This window comes from Microbacterium sp. str. 'China' (assembly GCF_002993305.1).
Classification (GTDB): Bacteria; Actinomycetota; Actinomycetes; order Actinomycetales; family Microbacteriaceae; genus Microbacterium; species Microbacterium paraoxydans.
Window position 1 is genome coordinate 1,099,276 of the sequence record NZ_CP027434.1, and the last position, 14,807, is coordinate 1,114,082.

14 protein-coding genes are annotated in these 14,807 nt (G+C 72.9%); 9 read left to right on the forward strand and 5 right to left on the reverse strand.

The features are described from left to right. Positions 1 to 80: 80 nt before the first annotated feature. Positions 81 to 677 carry a gamma carbonic anhydrase family protein gene (locus C6C15_RS05200; RefSeq protein WP_105949457.1) on the forward strand — a complete coding sequence of 199 codons (597 nt, stop codon included), beginning with the start codon at positions 81 to 83 and terminating at the stop codon, positions 675 to 677. 71 nt (positions 678 to 748) lie between these two features. Here C6C15_RS05200 and gdhA read toward each other — a convergent pair whose 3' ends face one another. Together gdhA and C6C15_RS05210 are read right to left on the reverse strand one after the other, a co-directional pair. Beyond that, positions 749 to 2,119 carry an NADP-specific glutamate dehydrogenase gene (gene gdhA, locus C6C15_RS05205; protein WP_105949458.1) on the reverse strand — a complete coding sequence of 457 codons (1,371 nt, stop codon included), beginning with the start codon at positions 2,117 to 2,119 and terminating at the stop codon, positions 749 to 751. A gap of 132 nt (positions 2,120 to 2,251) precedes the next feature. Next, entirely contained in the window at positions 2,252 to 4,951 is a 2,700-nt protein-coding gene (locus C6C15_RS05210; protein WP_442789451.1) for a phosphoenolpyruvate carboxylase, read from the reverse strand. A 174-nt stretch (positions 4,952 to 5,125) separates the two neighbouring features. Here C6C15_RS05210 and nhaA point away from each other — a divergent pair, with 174 nt between their 5' ends. From nhaA to C6C15_RS05230, 4 genes are all read left to right on the forward strand, one after another. Beyond that, on the forward strand, positions 5,126 to 6,292 hold the full coding sequence (nhaA, locus tag C6C15_RS05215; protein WP_105949460.1) for a Na+/H+ antiporter NhaA: 1,167 nt from the start codon (positions 5,126 to 5,128) through the stop codon (positions 6,290 to 6,292). Positions 6,293 to 6,311: 19 nt separating this feature from the next. Then, a complete protein-coding gene (locus tag C6C15_RS05220; RefSeq protein WP_105949461.1) occupies positions 6,312 to 6,974 on the forward strand; it encodes a MazG family protein in 663 nt (220 codons plus the stop codon). 67 nt (positions 6,975 to 7,041) lie between these two features. After that, the gene (hisS, locus tag C6C15_RS05225; RefSeq protein ID WP_234024235.1) at positions 7,042 to 8,292 is read left to right on the forward strand and encodes a histidine--tRNA ligase; all 1,251 of its coding nucleotides are present in this window, start codon (positions 7,042 to 7,044) and stop codon (positions 8,290 to 8,292) included. 61 nt (positions 8,293 to 8,353) lie between these two features. Then, positions 8,354 to 9,157 carry an SGNH/GDSL hydrolase family protein gene (locus C6C15_RS05230; protein WP_231919590.1) on the forward strand — a complete coding sequence of 268 codons (804 nt, stop codon included), beginning with the start codon at positions 8,354 to 8,356 and terminating at the stop codon, positions 9,155 to 9,157. Here the strand turns inward: C6C15_RS05230 and C6C15_RS05235 are convergent. Next, a complete protein-coding gene (locus C6C15_RS05235) occupies positions 9,126 to 9,653 on the reverse strand; it encodes a VOC family protein (RefSeq protein ID WP_060921975.1) in 528 nt (175 codons plus the stop codon). The two genes, C6C15_RS05230 and C6C15_RS05235, sit on opposite strands and share 32 nt — an antisense overlap. 92 nt (positions 9,654 to 9,745) lie before the next feature. On the opposite strand from C6C15_RS05235, the gene C6C15_RS05240 reads away from it, so the two are divergent. Next, the gene (locus C6C15_RS05240) at positions 9,746 to 10,525 is read left to right on the forward strand and encodes an AraC family transcriptional regulator (protein WP_105949463.1); all 780 of its coding nucleotides are present in this window, start codon (positions 9,746 to 9,748) and stop codon (positions 10,523 to 10,525) included. 5 nt (positions 10,526 to 10,530) lie between these two features. Here the strand turns inward: C6C15_RS05240 and C6C15_RS05245 are convergent, their stop codons facing one another. Continuing rightward, positions 10,531 to 11,775, reverse strand: coding sequence for an APC family permease (locus C6C15_RS05245; RefSeq protein WP_105949464.1), 1,245 nt, complete (start codon positions 11,773 to 11,775; stop codon positions 10,531 to 10,533). A gap of 41 nt (positions 11,776 to 11,816) precedes the next feature. Further along, positions 11,817 to 12,287, reverse strand: a complete 471-nt coding sequence (locus tag C6C15_RS05250; RefSeq protein ID WP_105949465.1) for a PaaI family thioesterase — start codon at positions 12,285 to 12,287, stop codon at positions 11,817 to 11,819. Positions 12,288 to 12,386: 99 nt separating this feature from the next. Here C6C15_RS05250 and C6C15_RS05255 point away from each other — a divergent pair, with 99 nt between their 5' ends. Genes C6C15_RS05255 through C6C15_RS05265 form a run of 3 tightly spaced genes read left to right on the forward strand, consistent with a single transcriptional unit; the run spans position 12,387 to position 14,804 of the window. Further along, on the forward strand, positions 12,387 to 12,794 hold the full coding sequence (locus C6C15_RS05255) for a GntR family transcriptional regulator (protein ID WP_105949466.1): 408 nt from the start codon (positions 12,387 to 12,389) through the stop codon (positions 12,792 to 12,794). Then, entirely contained in the window at positions 12,781 to 13,836 is a 1,056-nt protein-coding gene (locus C6C15_RS05260; RefSeq protein ID WP_105949467.1) for a hypothetical protein, read from the forward strand. The genes C6C15_RS05255 and C6C15_RS05260 overlap by 14 nt, the downstream gene beginning before the upstream one ends. Continuing rightward, positions 13,833 to 14,804, forward strand: a complete 972-nt coding sequence (locus tag C6C15_RS05265; protein ID WP_105949468.1) for a CPBP family intramembrane glutamic endopeptidase — start codon at positions 13,833 to 13,835, stop codon at positions 14,802 to 14,804. Before C6C15_RS05260 ends, C6C15_RS05265 begins: the two co-directional genes overlap by 4 nt. Positions 14,805 to 14,807 lie beyond the last annotated feature (3 nt).

The following is a 14,807-nucleotide window of genomic DNA, read 5'->3' on the forward strand; positions in this document are numbered from 1 at the left end:
GGGAGCGGCTCGGGGCCGGCGTGTCGGTGATGATCTCCGAAGTCGTGCACGCCGCAGACGCCGCGGGCTAGTCTGGCCGCATGTTGTACGAGCACCTCGGGGCTCGCCCCCGCATCCACGACACCGCCGTCGTCGCTCCCACCGCCGTCATCTCCGGCGACGTGGAGCTCGGACCGGGCTGCCAGGTGCTGCACGGCGCCGTCATCACCGCGGAGGGCGGCCCGATCACCCTCGGCGCGCACGTCATCGTGATGGAGAACGCGCTGATCAGGGCGACTGCGGCCAACGCCGTCCACATCGGGGCGCACACCCTCGTCGGGACACTGGCCAGCATCGCCGGGGCGACCGTGGGCGAGGAGGTGTTCTTCGCGTCCGGAGCCCGGATCTTCAACGGGGCGCTCGTCGGGGATCGCTGCGAGGTGCGGGTCAACGCCATCGTGCATCGCCGGGCCGTGCTGCCGTCGGGGACGGTGGTGCCGATCGGGTGGGTCGCGGTTGGCGATCCGGTGCAGCTGCTCTCACCCGACCGGGACGCCGAGATCGCGGCCGCACAGCCCGAGCTCGACTTCCCCGGACACGTCTTCGGCGTCGATCGGGACACTCCCGACCTCATGGTGCAGCTCACGGAGCGCTACGGCAGCTCCCTCGCGCGGCACGCCGACGACCGCCAGGTCTGACCCCGTCCTTCGAATCGCCCGAATAGTCGCATCTCGGCCGGATTTGGGACCATTCAGGCGATTCGAACGGGTCAGATGACGCCCTGGGCGAGCATCGCCGCGGCGACGCGCTCGAAGCCGGCGATGTTGGCACCGGCCACGTAGTCGCCCGGGACGCCGTGGCGCTCGGCGGCCTCGAAGGCGGCGTGGTGGATGTCGCCCATGATCTCGCGCAGCTTGTTCTCGCTGTCGCCGAAGCTCCAGCGCTGCCGCGAGGCGTTCTGGCTCATCTCCAGCGCCGAGGTCGCGACACCGCCGGCGTTCGCGGCCTTGCCAGGGGCGAACAGCACGCCCGCCTTCTGGAAGGCCTCGACGGCCTCGGGCACGCACGGCATGTTGGCGCCCTCGGACACGGCGCGCACGCCGTTCGCGATCAGGGCCTCCGCATCGGCGAGGCTGACCTCGTTCTGGGTGGCGGAGGGCACCGCGATGTCGACGGGCACCTCCCACACGCTGCCGCTCTCCACGAAGCGGGCGCTCGGGCGGCGGTTCGCGTACTCGACGATGCGGGCGCGCTCGACCTCCTTGAGCTGACGCAGCAGGTCGAGGTCGATGCCCGCGTCGTCGACGACGTAGCCGGAGGAGTCGGAGGCCGTGACCGCGGTCGCGCCGAGCTGCGCGGCCTTCTGGATCGCGTAGATCGCCACGTTGCCGGAGCCCGAGATGCCGACGCGCTTGCCGTCGAGGGAGTCGCCGTGCACGCCGAGCATCTCCTGCGCGAAGAACACCGCGCCGTAGCCCGTGGCCTCCGTCCGCACCTCGGCGCCGCCCCATCCGGTGCCCTTGCCCGTGAACATGCCGGACTCGTGGCGGTTGGTGACCTTGCGGTACTGGCCGAAGAGGTAGCCGATCTCGCGGCCGCCGACGCCGATGTCGCCTGCAGGGACGTCGGTGTGCTCGCCGAGGTGCCGGTAGAGCTCGTTCATGAACGACTGGCAGAAGCGCATGACCTCGGCGTCGGACTTGCCGTGCGGGTCGAAGTCGGAGCCGCCCTTGCCGCCGCCGATGCCCTGGCCGGTGAGCGCGTTCTTGAAGATCTGCTCGAAGCCGAGGAACTTGATGATCGAGAGGTTGACCGACGGGTGGAACCGCAGGCCGCCCTTGTACGGACCGAGCACGGAGGAGAACTGGATGCGGTACCCGCGGTTGACCTGCAGCTTCCCGGCGTCGTCGACCCACGGCACGCGGAACATGATCTGCCGTTCCGGCTCGACCAGGCGCTCCAGGATCCCGCCGTCCACGTATTCCGGGTGGCGCTCCAGGACGGGTGCGATCGAGTGCAGCACCTCGTGGACGGCCTGGTGGAACTCCGGCTCGTGCGGGCTGCGTGCCAGCACCGTGTCGAAGACGGGCTGCACGGAGTCGGCGAGCGGGTGGAAGTCGGTGGGGGTGGTGACGGTCACGCGGGAGGGCTTTCTGATGGGGGATGGGGTGCGGGCGATCGTGTCGCGCGCGAAAGCAGAGCCGGGTGAGGCGGAGGTTTCACTCTAGCGTCGGCGACGAGGGCCTCCGCACACGCGGCAGGAGGGCTCGGGTCACCCGGTGTTCTGCAGGCCGGCGGCGACCCCGCTGACGGACAGGAGGAGCAGGCGCTGCTGTTCGGCGTCGGCTCCCGATCCCTCCGGCTGCTCCGGCGCCGACCGGAGCGCGCGGAGCGCCCGCAGCTGCAGGAGGGAGAGGGCGTCGACGTACGGGCTGCGCAGCTGGACCGCCCGCTGCAGAACGGGCTTGTTCTCCAGCAGCCCCTCGCCTCCCGTGAGGCGGATGACCCAGCGACGGGTGAGGGCGAGCTCGTCGAGCACCAGGGCGGCGAGGTCGTCGCGGTCGCCGAGGGCGAGGTACTGCCGGGCGATGCGCTCGTCGGTCTTGGCGAGGCTCATCGCGACGTTGTCGACCAGAGTGCGCAGCAGCGGCCACTCGCGGTAGGCCTCCGTGAGCAGTTCCTCGTCGCCGACGGCCTCGAGCGCGGTGCCGAGTCCGAACCAGCCGGCGAGGTTGATCCGGGCCTGCGTCCACGCGAACACCCAGGGGATGGCCCTGAGGTCTTCCAGCGACTCCACCGAGAGGCCGCGGCGGGCGGGACGCGACCCGAGCGCGAGCAGACCGATCTCCTCCATCGGGGTCACGGTCGCGAACCACGGGGCGAAGCCCTCGGCCTTGACGAGCGCGAAGAACCGCTCGCGGGAGGCGGCGTCCATCGTCGCGGCGACGTCGGCGTAGCGGGCGGCCGCGCGGCTCGTGCGCTCCTCGACCGTGGGGGAGGAGGCCAGCAGCGTCGCGGCGGCGACCTGGTCGATGTGCCGCATCGCGATCGCGGGCTCGCCGTAGCGGGCGAAGATGACCTCGCCCTGCTCGGTGAGCTTGAACCGACCGTCGACGGAGTGCGGGGGCTGCGCGAGGATCGCGGAGTTGGCGGGGCCGCCGCCACGGCCGAGCGCCCCGCCGCGGCCGTGGAAGAGGGTCAGCTCGATGCCGGACTCCTGCGCCCAGCGGGCGATCTTCTCCTGCGCCGTGTACAGCGCGAGGTTCGCGGCGACGGGCCCGACGTCCTTGGAGGAGTCGGAGTAGCCGAGCATGACCTCCAGCCGGTTGCCGGTCGCGGCCATCCGCTCGCGGAACTCCGGGAAGGTGACGGCCTCGGCGAGGATCCCCGGGGCCGCCTGGAGGTCGGCGAAGGTCTCGAACAGCGGCACGACGTCGAGCACCGGGGCGTCGTCGCCGAGCGCGTGACGGGCCAGCTCGTACACGTTCGCGAGGTCGGAGGCCGCCTGCGTGAAGGAGACGACGTAGCGACCCGCGGCGCGCAGTCCGCGGTCGCGCTGGATGTCCGCGATCGCGCGGAACACCTCCAGCACCTCCTCGGTCTGCGTGCTGATCGGACCGCCGGCCTCGAGCTCGGCCAGGGCCTTCGCGTGCACCTGGGAGTGCTGACGGACTTCGAGCTCCGTGAGGTGGAAGCCGTAGGTCTCGACCTGCCAGATCAGATGCTGCACGCCGCCGAACGCGTGGCGTCGGGCTCCGGCGGCGACGAGGGAGGACTGCACGGCGCGCAGCTCCGCGAGCAGCTCCTCCGGACCCGTGTACCCCTCCTCGTCACCACGCCGTGTGGCCGCCACGCGGCGGGCCATGACGAGGACGACCCGGCGGTGCGGCTCGTCAGGGGAGCGGGCCGCCAGCTCGTCGGCGACCGTCGGCTCCGCGTCGGCGAAACGCTCCCAGAGCGCGGTGACCTCGGCGCTGGGCGGGGTGTCGTCCGCGGCGAGCGTGAGCGTGCGGCCGATCCGGTCGAGCGCCCGCTCGAGGCCGCGGAGCACGTGGTCGGAGGCGATCTGCGAGGCCTCACGGGTCACCGCGGCTGTGACGAACGGGTTGCCGTCGCGGTCGCCGCCGACCCAGGAGCCGATCCGTACGAACGCCGGGACGACCGGGGCGCTGGCACCGGACTCCTCGCCGCGGAGGGCGTCGTCGATCCGGCGGTAGACGTGGGGGACCGTGGTGAACAGCGTCTCGTCGAAGACGCCCATGACGGTGCGGACCTCGTCGGTCGGGGAGGGCTTCTGCGCGCGCAGCGGCGCCGTGCGCCACAGGGTGTCGATCTCCTCGAGCATCCGGCGGCGGGCGCGGTGCTCCTCGGAGCCGCCTGCGCTCGCCGCGTCGTGCTGGGTGAGCAGCTCGGAGAGGCGGCGGATGCTCGACGAGACCGCGCGGCGCCGGGCCTCGGTCGGGTGGGCCGTGAAGACGGGGTGGAAGCGCAGACCGTCCAGACGACGGCGGGCCTCGTCGTCGCCGACCTCCTCGCGCAGCCGGGCGTACGCCCCCGCGACCGTGTCCGTCGCCAGGGCCCCTGAGCCCGTCGAAGGGCCTGAGCCCACCTGTGTCCCTGAGCCCACCTGGGTCCCTGAGCCCACCTGGGTCCCTGAGCCCACCTGGGTCCCTGAGCCTGTCGAAGGGGCCTGCCCCGCCCGCTCCCGGAGCACGCGCACCCGCTGGTGCTCCTCGGCGAGGTTCACGAGGTGGAAGTAGCAGGTGAACGCGCGGGCGACCTCGTCGGCACGGGCGATCGTGAAGGAGTCGGCGATCGCCGCGGCGCGGTCGAACGCGTCGGAGCTGTGGTCCTCGTAGGCCTGGATCGTCGCGAGGCGCAGGCGCTCGACGTCCTCGAAGAGGTCGTCGCCGCCGGCCTCACGGAGCACCTGGCCGAGGAGCTGGCCCAGCATCCGCACGTCGGAGCGCATGGCATCGGGAATGCCGCGACCGGCTTCGAAACGACCGATCACGCGGATGGCCTCGGTGGGCGTCGGCTCGGAGAAAGCGGGGGAATCGGGGGTCACCCTCCGAGAGTAGCCGGGTGGATCGGGGTGTCCTGCACGCATGACGACCGTGTGACGCCGCGGCCTACGATGGACGGGATGCGCATCACAGCGAACCCCCTCCGCGGGCAGCAGTTCCCCGCCGTCCTCCTGCTCGTGGCCGCCGGCCTGGGCCTCCTCTTCGCGAACCTGCCCACGCACGACGCGATCGCCGGGCTGCTGGACACGCACCTCGCCGTCCCGGGGACGGCGCTGGACCTCTCGATCGCGCACTGGGTGTCGGACGGACTGCTCGCGATCTTCTTCCTCGTCGTGGCGATCGAGCTGCGGCACGAGCTCACCCACGGCGAGCTCGACTCCCCGCGGAAGGCCGTGCAGCCCGCCATCGCGGCCACCGGCGGCGTGCTCGTGCCGATCCTCGTGTACCTGCTGATCGCGGGAGGGCCGGAGACGGCGTCCGGCTGGCCGATCCCGACCGCCACCGATATCGCCTTCGCGCTCGGCGTGCTGGCGATGTTCGGACGAGGACTCCCGTCCCGGGTGCGGGTGTTCCTGCTGGCCCTCGCGATCCTCGACGACATCATCGGCATCATCTTCATCGCGGTGCTCTTCGCGCACGACGTGCAGTGGCTCCTGTTCGGGCTCGCGATCGTCGGGGTGGCGGTGTTCTGGCTGCTGAGCCGCCTGCTGCACGCCACCGGACACACGCTCGTCGCGGTCGCGATGGCCGTCGTCGGCGTCATCACGTGGGGCCTCGTCGCCTCGTCCGGCATCCACGCGACCATCGCCGGCGTAATGCTCGGCCTCGTCATGGCGCCGGTACCCGCCGGACGCACCCGGCATGCGCTGGAGCCGACCGTGAACGGCGCGATCCTGCCGCTCTTCGCCTTCGTGGCGGCCTTCGTCGTCATCCCCGCCGTCTCGCCGACGGCCCTCTCCCCGGCCTTCTGGGCGATCGTGGTGGCCCTTCCGGTGGGGAAGATCATCGGCATCTCCCTGTTCGGCTGGCTCGCCATGCGCATCCGTCCGAAGGGGGCCGACCCGGCCCTGCCGTTCGCGGACATCCTCGCCGCCGGTGCCCTGGGCGGCATCGGATTCACCGTCTCGCTCCTGCTCGCGAACCTCGCGTTCGAGGGCGACGCGGTCATCCGCGACCAGGCGATCCTCGGCGTCCTCGTGGGGTCGCTCCTCGCGCTGATCCTCTCCGGCATCGTCGTCACCCTGCGCGCCCGGTGGTACCGTCGCGCTGCGCCCATCCCCGCCTGAGCCGGAGTCCGGAGGAAGCATGACCAGCGAGCAGCGAGGCCCCGAGGACATCGACGATCCGCTGCGCGCGGCCGCGGAGACCATGCGTGCGGTGCGGGAACGGTGCGTGTGGTCGCAGCGCATCACGCACCGCGACCTCGTGCCGTACCTCATCGAGGAATCGCACGAGGTGATCGACGCGGTCGAGGACGGCTCGCGCGCCGACCTCCGCGAGGAGCTGGGCGATCTGCTGTGGCAGGTGCTGTTCCATGCCGCGATCGCGGCACAGGACCCGGACGACCCGTTCGACATCGACGACGTCGCCCGCACGCTCACCGAGAAGATGGTGCGGCGGCATCCGCACGTGTTCGGCGACGAGGTCGCGGAGACGCCGGAGGAGGTGCTCGTGCACTGGAACGCCGCCAAAGCGGCGGAGAAGCGCACCCGCCGCAGCGTGCTCGACGGGATCCCGCGCGCGATGCCCGCCCTCGCCCGGGCCCAGAAGATGTCGGGTCGTGCCGCCGGCGCCGGCGTGGTGCCCGCGCAGCTGACCGCCCTGCGCCCGTCCTCAGAGGAGGAGCTCGGCGATGCCCTCCTCGCCCTCGTGGACACCGCTCGGGCCGAGGGCTGGGACGCGGAGCGCGCCCTCCGGGAACGGCTGACGCGCCTGGAGGACGAGGTCCGCGCCGCCGAGGCCGGTTGATCGGACACGGACACCGCCGCCGACCTGGGAAGATGGACGGGTGGCTACCGTGAACGCGCCGCGCGGCATGCGCGACTTCCTCCCCGCCGACAAGGCCCGCCGTGAGCGGGTGCTCTCCGTCATCCGCGACCGCTATCGCGCGCACGGATTCGACGAGATCGAGACCCCCGTGGTCGAGGAGTACGACCGGCTGCATGCCGGCATCGGCGGCGACAACGAGAAGCTGTCGTTCAACATCCTGCGCCGCGGCCTGGATGCGGAGGCCGTCCGCGCCGCCGCCGACGACCCCGCGGAGCTCTCCGACCTCGGCCTGCGCTACGACCTGACGGTGCCGCTCGCCCGCTTCTACGCGAGCAACAGGGGACAGCTCCCCGGCGTCTTCCGGTCCATCCAGATCGGTCCCGTCTGGCGGGCCGAGCGTCCGCAGAAGGGGCGCTACCGCCAGTTCGTCCAGTGCGACATCGACATCATCGGCGACGCGTCCGCGCGCGCCGAGGCCGAGCTGCTGGCCGCGTCGCTCGACGCCGTCGACGCCCTGGGCCTGGAGGGCGCGAGCGTGCGGATCAACGACCGCCGCGTGCTGGAATCGATGCTGGAGCACTTCGGGTTCACCGAGGACGAGCGCCCGCAGGTGCTGATCACGATCGACAAGCTCGACAAGATCGGGCCGGAGGGTGTGGCCGCCGAGCTCCGCGAGCGCGGGGCCACGACGACCGCGGTCGACGCGTTCCAGGCCTTCCTCGGTCGTCCGCAGACGCTCGAGTACCACCCGTTCGGTGACCGCCAGATCCGCAAGGCGCTCCCGGACGGCGCGCCGGACGAGCTCGTCGCCCACCTCGTCGGCATCGGCGAGGCGGTCGCGGCGGGGCGCGGGCAGGACGACATCCCGCTCGTGTTCGACCCGTTCCTGGTCCGCGGCATGGGCTACTACACCGGGACGATCTTCGAGCTCGCGCACCCGTCGGTGACGTATTCGCTCGGTGGCGGAGGACGGTACGACGGCATGATCGGCCGGTTCCTCCAGCAGGACGTGCCGGCGGTGGGCTTCTCCCTCGGGTTCGAGCGCCTGGTCGACCTCGTCTCGACGGACCCGGCCACCGCGGCGCAGGCGATCGTGCTGGTCCACGACGCGGCCGTCCCCGTGGCGGAGCTCGTGGCGCACAAGACGGCCCTCGTCGCGAAGGGCGCGCGGGTGCGACTCGAGCAGCGCACGAAGAACCTCAAGGCGCTGCTGGAACGGTCGGCGGCGGACGGGTACACCCACTTCGCGAGCGTGCGCCCCGGAGACGACGAGCTCGAGGTCAAGACGCTGGCCTGAGTCACCCCCGTCGGGACGGGGCGTTCACCGGGCGTTCACGGCGGTCCGCTGGAATCGCGCCGTGCGTCGTCTGCCCCTGCTGACCCTGGTCGCGCTCGCCGCCGCGCTCGTCGTGGGTGCACGCACGGTCCTCGACCGGCAGGCCGCCGTCGCGCGTCGGCGCATCGGAAAGCCGCTGGGGCAGCAGTCTCTCGACGCCGACCGTGTCTGGCGCCCGGGGCTCGAGGGCGAGCCGCTCGACCTCCTGCTGCTGGGCGACTCCCTCGCTGCCGGCCTGGGAGCGGCACGGCGGAAGGAGACCCTCGGGGCACGGCTCGCGAAGGCGACGGCACGCCGACTCGGGCGTCCCGTGCGGCTGCGCACCGCCGCGGTCGTGGGCGCGGAGTCGCGGGATCTCGACGGGCAGCTCTCCCGCCTCCCCGCGGACTATCGCCCTGACGTCGCCGTGGTCGTGGTCGGCGGCAACGACGTCACCCATCGCCTCCCGGCAGCGGAGTCGGCCCGCCACCTGCGCGAGGCCATCGTCCGCCTGCAGGCTCGCGGCGCCCGCGTCGTCGTCGGCACCTGCCCCGACCTCGGTGCCCTGCGCGCGGTGCCGCAGCCGCTGCGCCGCATCGCCTCCGGTCTGTCCCGACGGCTGGCGGAGGCGCAGGCGGAGGCCGCGCACCGGGAAGGAGCGGAGACGGTGGACCTGCGGCGGGCTGTCGGCCCGATGTTCTTCGACGAGCCGGAGGAGATGTTCAGCCTCGACCGCTTCCACCCGAGCGCCCTCGGCTACCGCCGCACCGCGGAGGCGCTGCTGCCGGCCGTCGAGCGGGCCGCCCTGGTCGCGCTCAGCTCCCGGCGGTCTCCGGCGTCGCGCTGAACGAGGCCGCCCACTCTGCGACTCGTCGTGCGCTCTCCTCGTCGGAGAGGTCCTCCACGCGGGTCATGATCGACCAGCGGACGCCGAACGGGTCGCGGATGCTGGCGTAGCGGTCGCCGGAGACGAACAGGGACGGCGCCTCGCGGACGGTCGCCCCCGCCGCGACGGCGCGCGCGACCACGGCGTCCACGTCCGGCACATACAGGCCCATCGAGTAGCAGTCATCGTCGCCGGAAGGCGCGGGCACGAGGTGGTACTCGGGGCTGGGCTCGCCGAGCTGGAGCCGTCCGAGCCCGAAGTCGAGGTCGGCATGCGCGACGACACCGCCGAACTCCGTCACGTCGACCACGCGGGCGCCGAAGACGTCCCGGTAGAACTCGACGGCGCGGGCGGCGTCGGGGATCGCGAGGAAGGGGGTGAGCGAGGTCGCGCTGTGCGGGCGGCCGTCGGTGGTGTGTGCGCCGGTCACGCCGGCCGGAGGTGTCTGATCGGTCATGCGGCCACGGTAGGCGGGGGAGGGCACCCGCCGCTTGAAGATCCGCGACACGTCGCCGACGCCGCGTCGGTGGCGCGTTCTACGCTGGGGCGATGGTCGACCGGACGCGCGGAGTGCTCTATCCCGCACGGCTGCCCTCGTTCCATCGGCTGCCGCCGCCCGCAGAGGCCGCCGCGCTCGTCGCCTGGTTCTGGATCCCGGAGTGGAGCCTTCCGGAGGGCGAGGTGTCCCGGCAGGAGATCGTCTCGTATCCGGCCGTCAACCTCGTCGTCGCCCCGGAGGGCGTGTCGATCTCAGGCGCCACGACCCGCGCGTCGACCAGGGAGCTGCGGGGGTCGGGGTGGGCTGTCGGCGCTCTGCTCCGCCCTGCCGCGGTCCCTGCCCTCACGGACGACCCTCCGGCCCTGATCGACGCGGAGCGGGCCTTCGACGCCCCCGATCTGCACGCGGCGGTGACGACGGCGATGCGGACCGCGCCCGAACGCCGGGAGCGCGCCGTCGCGGTCTTCTCCGCATGGCTGTCGCAGCGCGTCGGCCCGGTCGGCGCGGCGGGGCGGCAGGCCAACGCGATGCTCGACGTGCTGCTGGGGGAGGGGGCGGCGCTGACGCCGGAGGAAGCGGCGACCCGACTCGCGCTCTCGGTGCGCACGCTGCAGCGGCTCACGCACCGCACCGTCGGGCTCTCGCCGGGCGCGATCATCCGCCGCCGCCGGCTGCAGGAGGCGGCGCAGCGTCTCCGCGAGGAGCCGGAGACGGACCTGACGGCGCTCGCCGCCGCGCTGGGATACGCCGACCACGCCCATCTCACGCGCGACTTCGCGGCCGTCCTCGGCCTGCCGCCGCGCGACTATCGCACCAGGGTCTCCGGCTGAGGCGATCAGCCGCGCTGCTGCTGCCGCCGCACTCGCCGCACCCGCAGCGCCCGCCCCGCGATCCCGAGCAGCACGACACCCACGCCGACGAGCGAGGCGAGGGCGGGAAGCGTGCTCACCAGTGCGAGACAGCCGAGGGCTCCGCCCACCTGCAGCGCTCGGGGGTATCGTCGGGCCGCGCCGTGCTGGCGGAACGCGGCGGCGTTCGCGATGAGGTAGTACAGCAGCACGCCGAAGGACGAGAACCCGATCACCTCGCGGAGATCCCCGACGAGCACGAGCGCGATCACGATCACGGCGATGGCGACCTCGGCGCGGCGCGGTACTTGATGGCGCTCGTCGATGCGGGCGAGGAACCGCGGCAGGTCCCCCTCTCGCGCCATGGCGAGTGTCGTGCGGCCGATGCCGGTGAGCAGAGCGAGCAGGGCGCCGAGGGAGGCGGCGGCCGCGGCGACCCGCACGACGGGGACGAACGCCGACCAGCCGGCGGCGGTGAGGACGTCGGCCAGGGGCGCGGCGGCCCCCCGCGCGTCGCCACCGAGGACGAGGAGCACCACGACGCCGACGAGCGCGTAGACGACGACGGCGCCGCCGAGGGCGAGCACGATCGCGCGGGGGATCGTGCGCGCGGGATCCACCACCTCCTCACCCATCGTGGCGATCCGGGCGTAGCCGGCGAAGGCGAAGAACAGCAGTCCGGCGCCCTGGAGCACGCCGTACACGGTCGTGTCGGGGAGCGGCGCAGGGGAGGCGGTTGGCGCGGCGCCGAGGCCGACCGCGACCACGACCGAGAGCCCGAGCAGCGAGCAGGCCACGAGGATGCGGGTCGCCAGCGCCGTCCGCGTCACCCCCAGGCAGTTCACGACCGCGAGCGCGGCGACGGCGATCACGGCGACCGGGGCCTGCCACCCCGCGGGAGCGGCGTAGGCGGCGAAGGTCATGGCCATGGCGGCGCAGCTCGCGATCTTGCCGATCACGAAGCTCCAGCCGGCGACGAAGCCCCACCACGGTCCGATCTCCGCTCGCGCATAGGCGTACGTGCCTCCTGCCACGGGGTGCACGGCCGCGAGCTGTGCCGAGGCGGTGGCGTTGGCGTAGGCGACCGCGGCGGCGATTCCGAGGGCGAGGAGGATCCCCATGCCGGCGACCTCGACGGCCGGTCCCCAGACCGCGAACACGCCGGCACCGATCATCGAGCCGAGGCCGATGGCGACGGCGTCCGGCAGCGTCAGGCGGCGGGCGAGGGGCATCCGGTCATCGTCCCACGCCGGGGTGAACGGCCGGTGACGTGTCAGCCGCGGGACGCGGTGACGCGCTTCTTCTCGCGGATGTAGACCTCGCGGCGCACCTTCGCCACGACGTCTCCGTCGCGATCGGTGATGACCGTCTCGAACCACTCGAGCACCTTCGCGCCGCCGTGGGCGCGCTGCCGCAGCTCCTCCGCCTTCTCCCGCGTCACCTCGAACTCCGCGGTCAGCACCCCGCGCCCCGGCTTGAGGAACTCGATCTCGCCACGGGTGTCCCACACGACGTAGTCCCGCCCGAGCTGATGCATGACGAGCATGAAGAAGTACGGGTCGGTCATCGCCGACATCGATCCGCCGAACGCCGTCTTGACGTAGTTGCGGGTGAGGAGGTTCACGTGCAGCTCCACGGTCGCGTGGGTCCAGTCGTCGCTGAACCGGCGGACGCGGATGCCGCTGCACAGGTTGGGGATCCAGAGGCTCATGCCGAGGGCGAGGCGGCGGGGCGTGATGCGCATGAGGTCAGTGTGGAGGATGCGCCGAGTCCCCGCGAAGACGTCTGGAGGGTTGGCACAGTTGTTCTAGTTCACATAGAATAACTAGCGAAGGGAGGTGCCATGCTCATCCGCGTCGATGTCGACAGCCCACACGCGCTCTACGACCAGGTCGCCGCCTCGGTGCGCGCCGACATCCTCTCCGGTGCTCTCGCCCCCGGCGATCGTCTGCCGGCCGCCCGCGACGTGGCCGCCGCGCTCGACATCAATCAGCACACCGTCCTGCACGCCTACCAGCGCCTCCGCGACGAGGGCCTGGTCGACCTCCGGCGGGGGAGGGGCGCCGTGATCGCCGCCTCCGCCGCGCCGCTCGCCGAACTCTCTCACGAGATCGATGGGCTGATCCGGCGGGCGGCGGCCCTGGGCGTCTCCGCCGAGACCCTCGCCGGCATCGTCCGCACGCACCGCGCAGAAGCCGAACCTCCCACCCCCGCCGCGACCCCCCAGGAGGCCTCCCATGACGACGCCTGACCCCACCCGCACCCCTCCGGCCACCCTGCGCCGCGCGCGACGGGCCTTCGTCCTCGTGGCGCTCGTCCTCCCGGTGCTCATCGTCGCGATCTCCGCTCTCGTGCTCACGGCCTGGCTGCCGTCGTTCCCCACCGACGTCGCGATCCACTGGGGCGTCGACGGGGCGGACGGTTTCGGCCCGGCCGCCACCTACCTCTGGGTGCTCCTCGGCGTCGGTCTCGGGATCCCGGTGCTCCTGACCGTCACGACACTGGTCGCCGTCGGGGCGCACTGGGGCGCGACCGCCCGTCTGCTCGGAGCGACCGCGGCCGGCATGTCGGCGTTCGCGGGCGTGATCTGCCTGGGCTCCCTCGCGATCCAGCGCGACCTCCCGCCCTCCGGAGAGGTCCCGGGCATCGCGGGAGTGATGGCACTGGCCTGGGCGGCTCTCCTCGGCGTGGGCGCGATGGCGTGGTTCGTGCAGCCGCGCGTGCAGTCGGTGCCCGGCGCCGCTCTCGAGCCCCGCCACGACGTGCGGGTCGGCGACGGCGAGCGGGTCGTCTGGGTGGGCACCACGACCATGCCCACCGGTGCCCTCGTCTTCCTCCTGCTCGTGCTGCTCGGGCTCGTGGCGCTCGCCGTGGCGATGCTCCTCACGGGCACCCCGCTGGCCTGGGTCTCGGGTCTGGTCGCCCTCGTCGTCGGGTTCGCGCTGGCGGCGACCGCCTCGTTCCGGGTGCGCGTCACGCCGGACGGCATCGACGCCCGTGCCGTGATCGGGTGGCCTCGGAAGACCATCCCGGTGGCAGAGATCGCGTCGGCCAGGGCCGTGCGCATGTCGCCCTTCGGCGAGTTCGGCGGCTGGGGGTGGCGTCTCGCTCCCGACGGCCGCAGCGGGATCGTGATGCGCCAGGGGTCGGCGATCGAGGTGCATCGCCGCGACCACGGACCGTTCGTCATCACGATCGACGGGGCGGAGGAGGCGGCCGCACTCCTGCAGGCCTACGTGGACCGATCCGCGGGGTCGGCCGCCGCCGGGGAGACCGGGCGGGTGGCGCCATGACCGTCCTGACGACGCCGACCCGCGTGCCCTGGCGCGCGGTCCTCATCTTCACCCTCACGGCCTGCGGGCTCGCGGCTCTCGTCTGCCTGCCCCTCTGGCTCGGCGACGGCCTCGCCGAACCCTTCGCGGGAGCGCTCCTCCCCGTGATGATGTTCACGCCCGCGGCCGCGGTGCTCGTCGTCATGCTCACCACGGGCGTACCGAGGAAGGGCGACCGGGCGCGCTTCCTCGGGCTGTGGCCGCTGCGGCCCGCGAAGCGCGTCGTCGGGCTGCTGGTCACGGCCTGGCTCGTGCCGCCGGTGCTCGTCGCCCTCGGCGTCCTCCTCGCGGCCGCTTTCGGGTGGGTGCGGCTCGACCTCACCTTCTCGGCCTTCGCGGATCAGCTCGCCCAGGCGCTTCCCCCGGGGACGCCGGTGCCGCCGGTCGGCGTGGTCGTGTTCGCACAGCTCGCCGCGATCCCGGTCGGGGCGCTGGTGAACAGCGTGCTCGCCTTCGGCGAGGAGCTCGGCTGGCGCGGCTGGCTGCTCCCGGCGCTGCGCCCGCTCGGCACCTGGCCAGCGCTCCTGCTCAGCGGGGCGATCTGGGGACTGTGGCACAGCCCCGTCATCCTCCTCGGCTACAACTTCGGCCGGACGGACGTCACCGGCGTGCTGTTCATGATCGGCGGCTGCGTGGCGTGGGGTGTGCTGTTCGGCTGGCTGCGGCTGCGCTCCGGCTCGCTGTGGCCGGCGGTCGCCGCGCACGGGGCCCTGAACGCCGCCGCGGGCCTGGTCGTGATCGTCGCCGCGGTACAGCCCGACCTCGCCCTCGCCGGAGCGCTCGGTGTCGCGGGCTGGATCGTCGCCGCCGTCGTGGCCCTCGTCCTCGTGCTCACGGGGCAGTTCCGCCGACAGCCGGGGCTCGCCGTGCCGCGCACCCCGCCCACCCCGCCGACGCTTGACGGCCGGCCGGCGCCGGGGGTTGGCTGAGCA

What these genes read in the sequence shown, in the direction of transcription:
- C6C15_RS05200 (WP_105949457.1), top strand. Translation starts at nt 81, where the DNA reads ATGTTGTACGAGCACCTCGGGGCTCGCCCCCGCATCCACGACACCGCC.
- C6C15_RS05210 (WP_442789451.1), bottom strand. Translation starts at nt 4,951, where the DNA reads ATGCGCTCCGACGTGCGGATGCTGGGCCAGCTCCTCGGCCAGGTGCTC.
- nhaA (WP_105949460.1), top strand. Translation starts at nt 5,126, where the DNA reads ATGCGCATCACAGCGAACCCCCTCCGCGGGCAGCAGTTCCCCGCCGTC.
- C6C15_RS05220 (WP_105949461.1), top strand. Translation starts at nt 6,312, where the DNA reads ATGACCAGCGAGCAGCGAGGCCCCGAGGACATCGACGATCCGCTGCGC.
- hisS (WP_234024235.1), top strand. Translation starts at nt 7,042, where the DNA reads ATGCGCGACTTCCTCCCCGCCGACAAGGCCCGCCGTGAGCGGGTGCTC.
- C6C15_RS05235 (WP_060921975.1), bottom strand. Translation starts at nt 9,653, where the DNA reads ATGACCGATCAGACACCTCCGGCCGGCGTGACCGGCGCACACACCACC.
- C6C15_RS05240 (WP_105949463.1), top strand. Translation starts at nt 9,746, where the DNA reads ATGGTCGACCGGACGCGCGGAGTGCTCTATCCCGCACGGCTGCCCTCG.
- C6C15_RS05245 (WP_105949464.1), bottom strand. Translation starts at nt 11,775, where the DNA reads ATGCCCCTCGCCCGCCGCCTGACGCTGCCGGACGCCGTCGCCATCGGC.
- C6C15_RS05250 (WP_105949465.1), bottom strand. Translation starts at nt 12,287, where the DNA reads ATGCGCATCACGCCCCGCCGCCTCGCCCTCGGCATGAGCCTCTGGATC.
- C6C15_RS05255 (WP_105949466.1), top strand. Translation starts at nt 12,387, where the DNA reads ATGCTCATCCGCGTCGATGTCGACAGCCCACACGCGCTCTACGACCAG.
- C6C15_RS05260 (WP_105949467.1), top strand. Translation starts at nt 12,781, where the DNA reads ATGACGACGCCTGACCCCACCCGCACCCCTCCGGCCACCCTGCGCCGC.
- C6C15_RS05265 (WP_105949468.1), top strand. Translation starts at nt 13,833, where the DNA reads ATGACCGTCCTGACGACGCCGACCCGCGTGCCCTGGCGCGCGGTCCTC.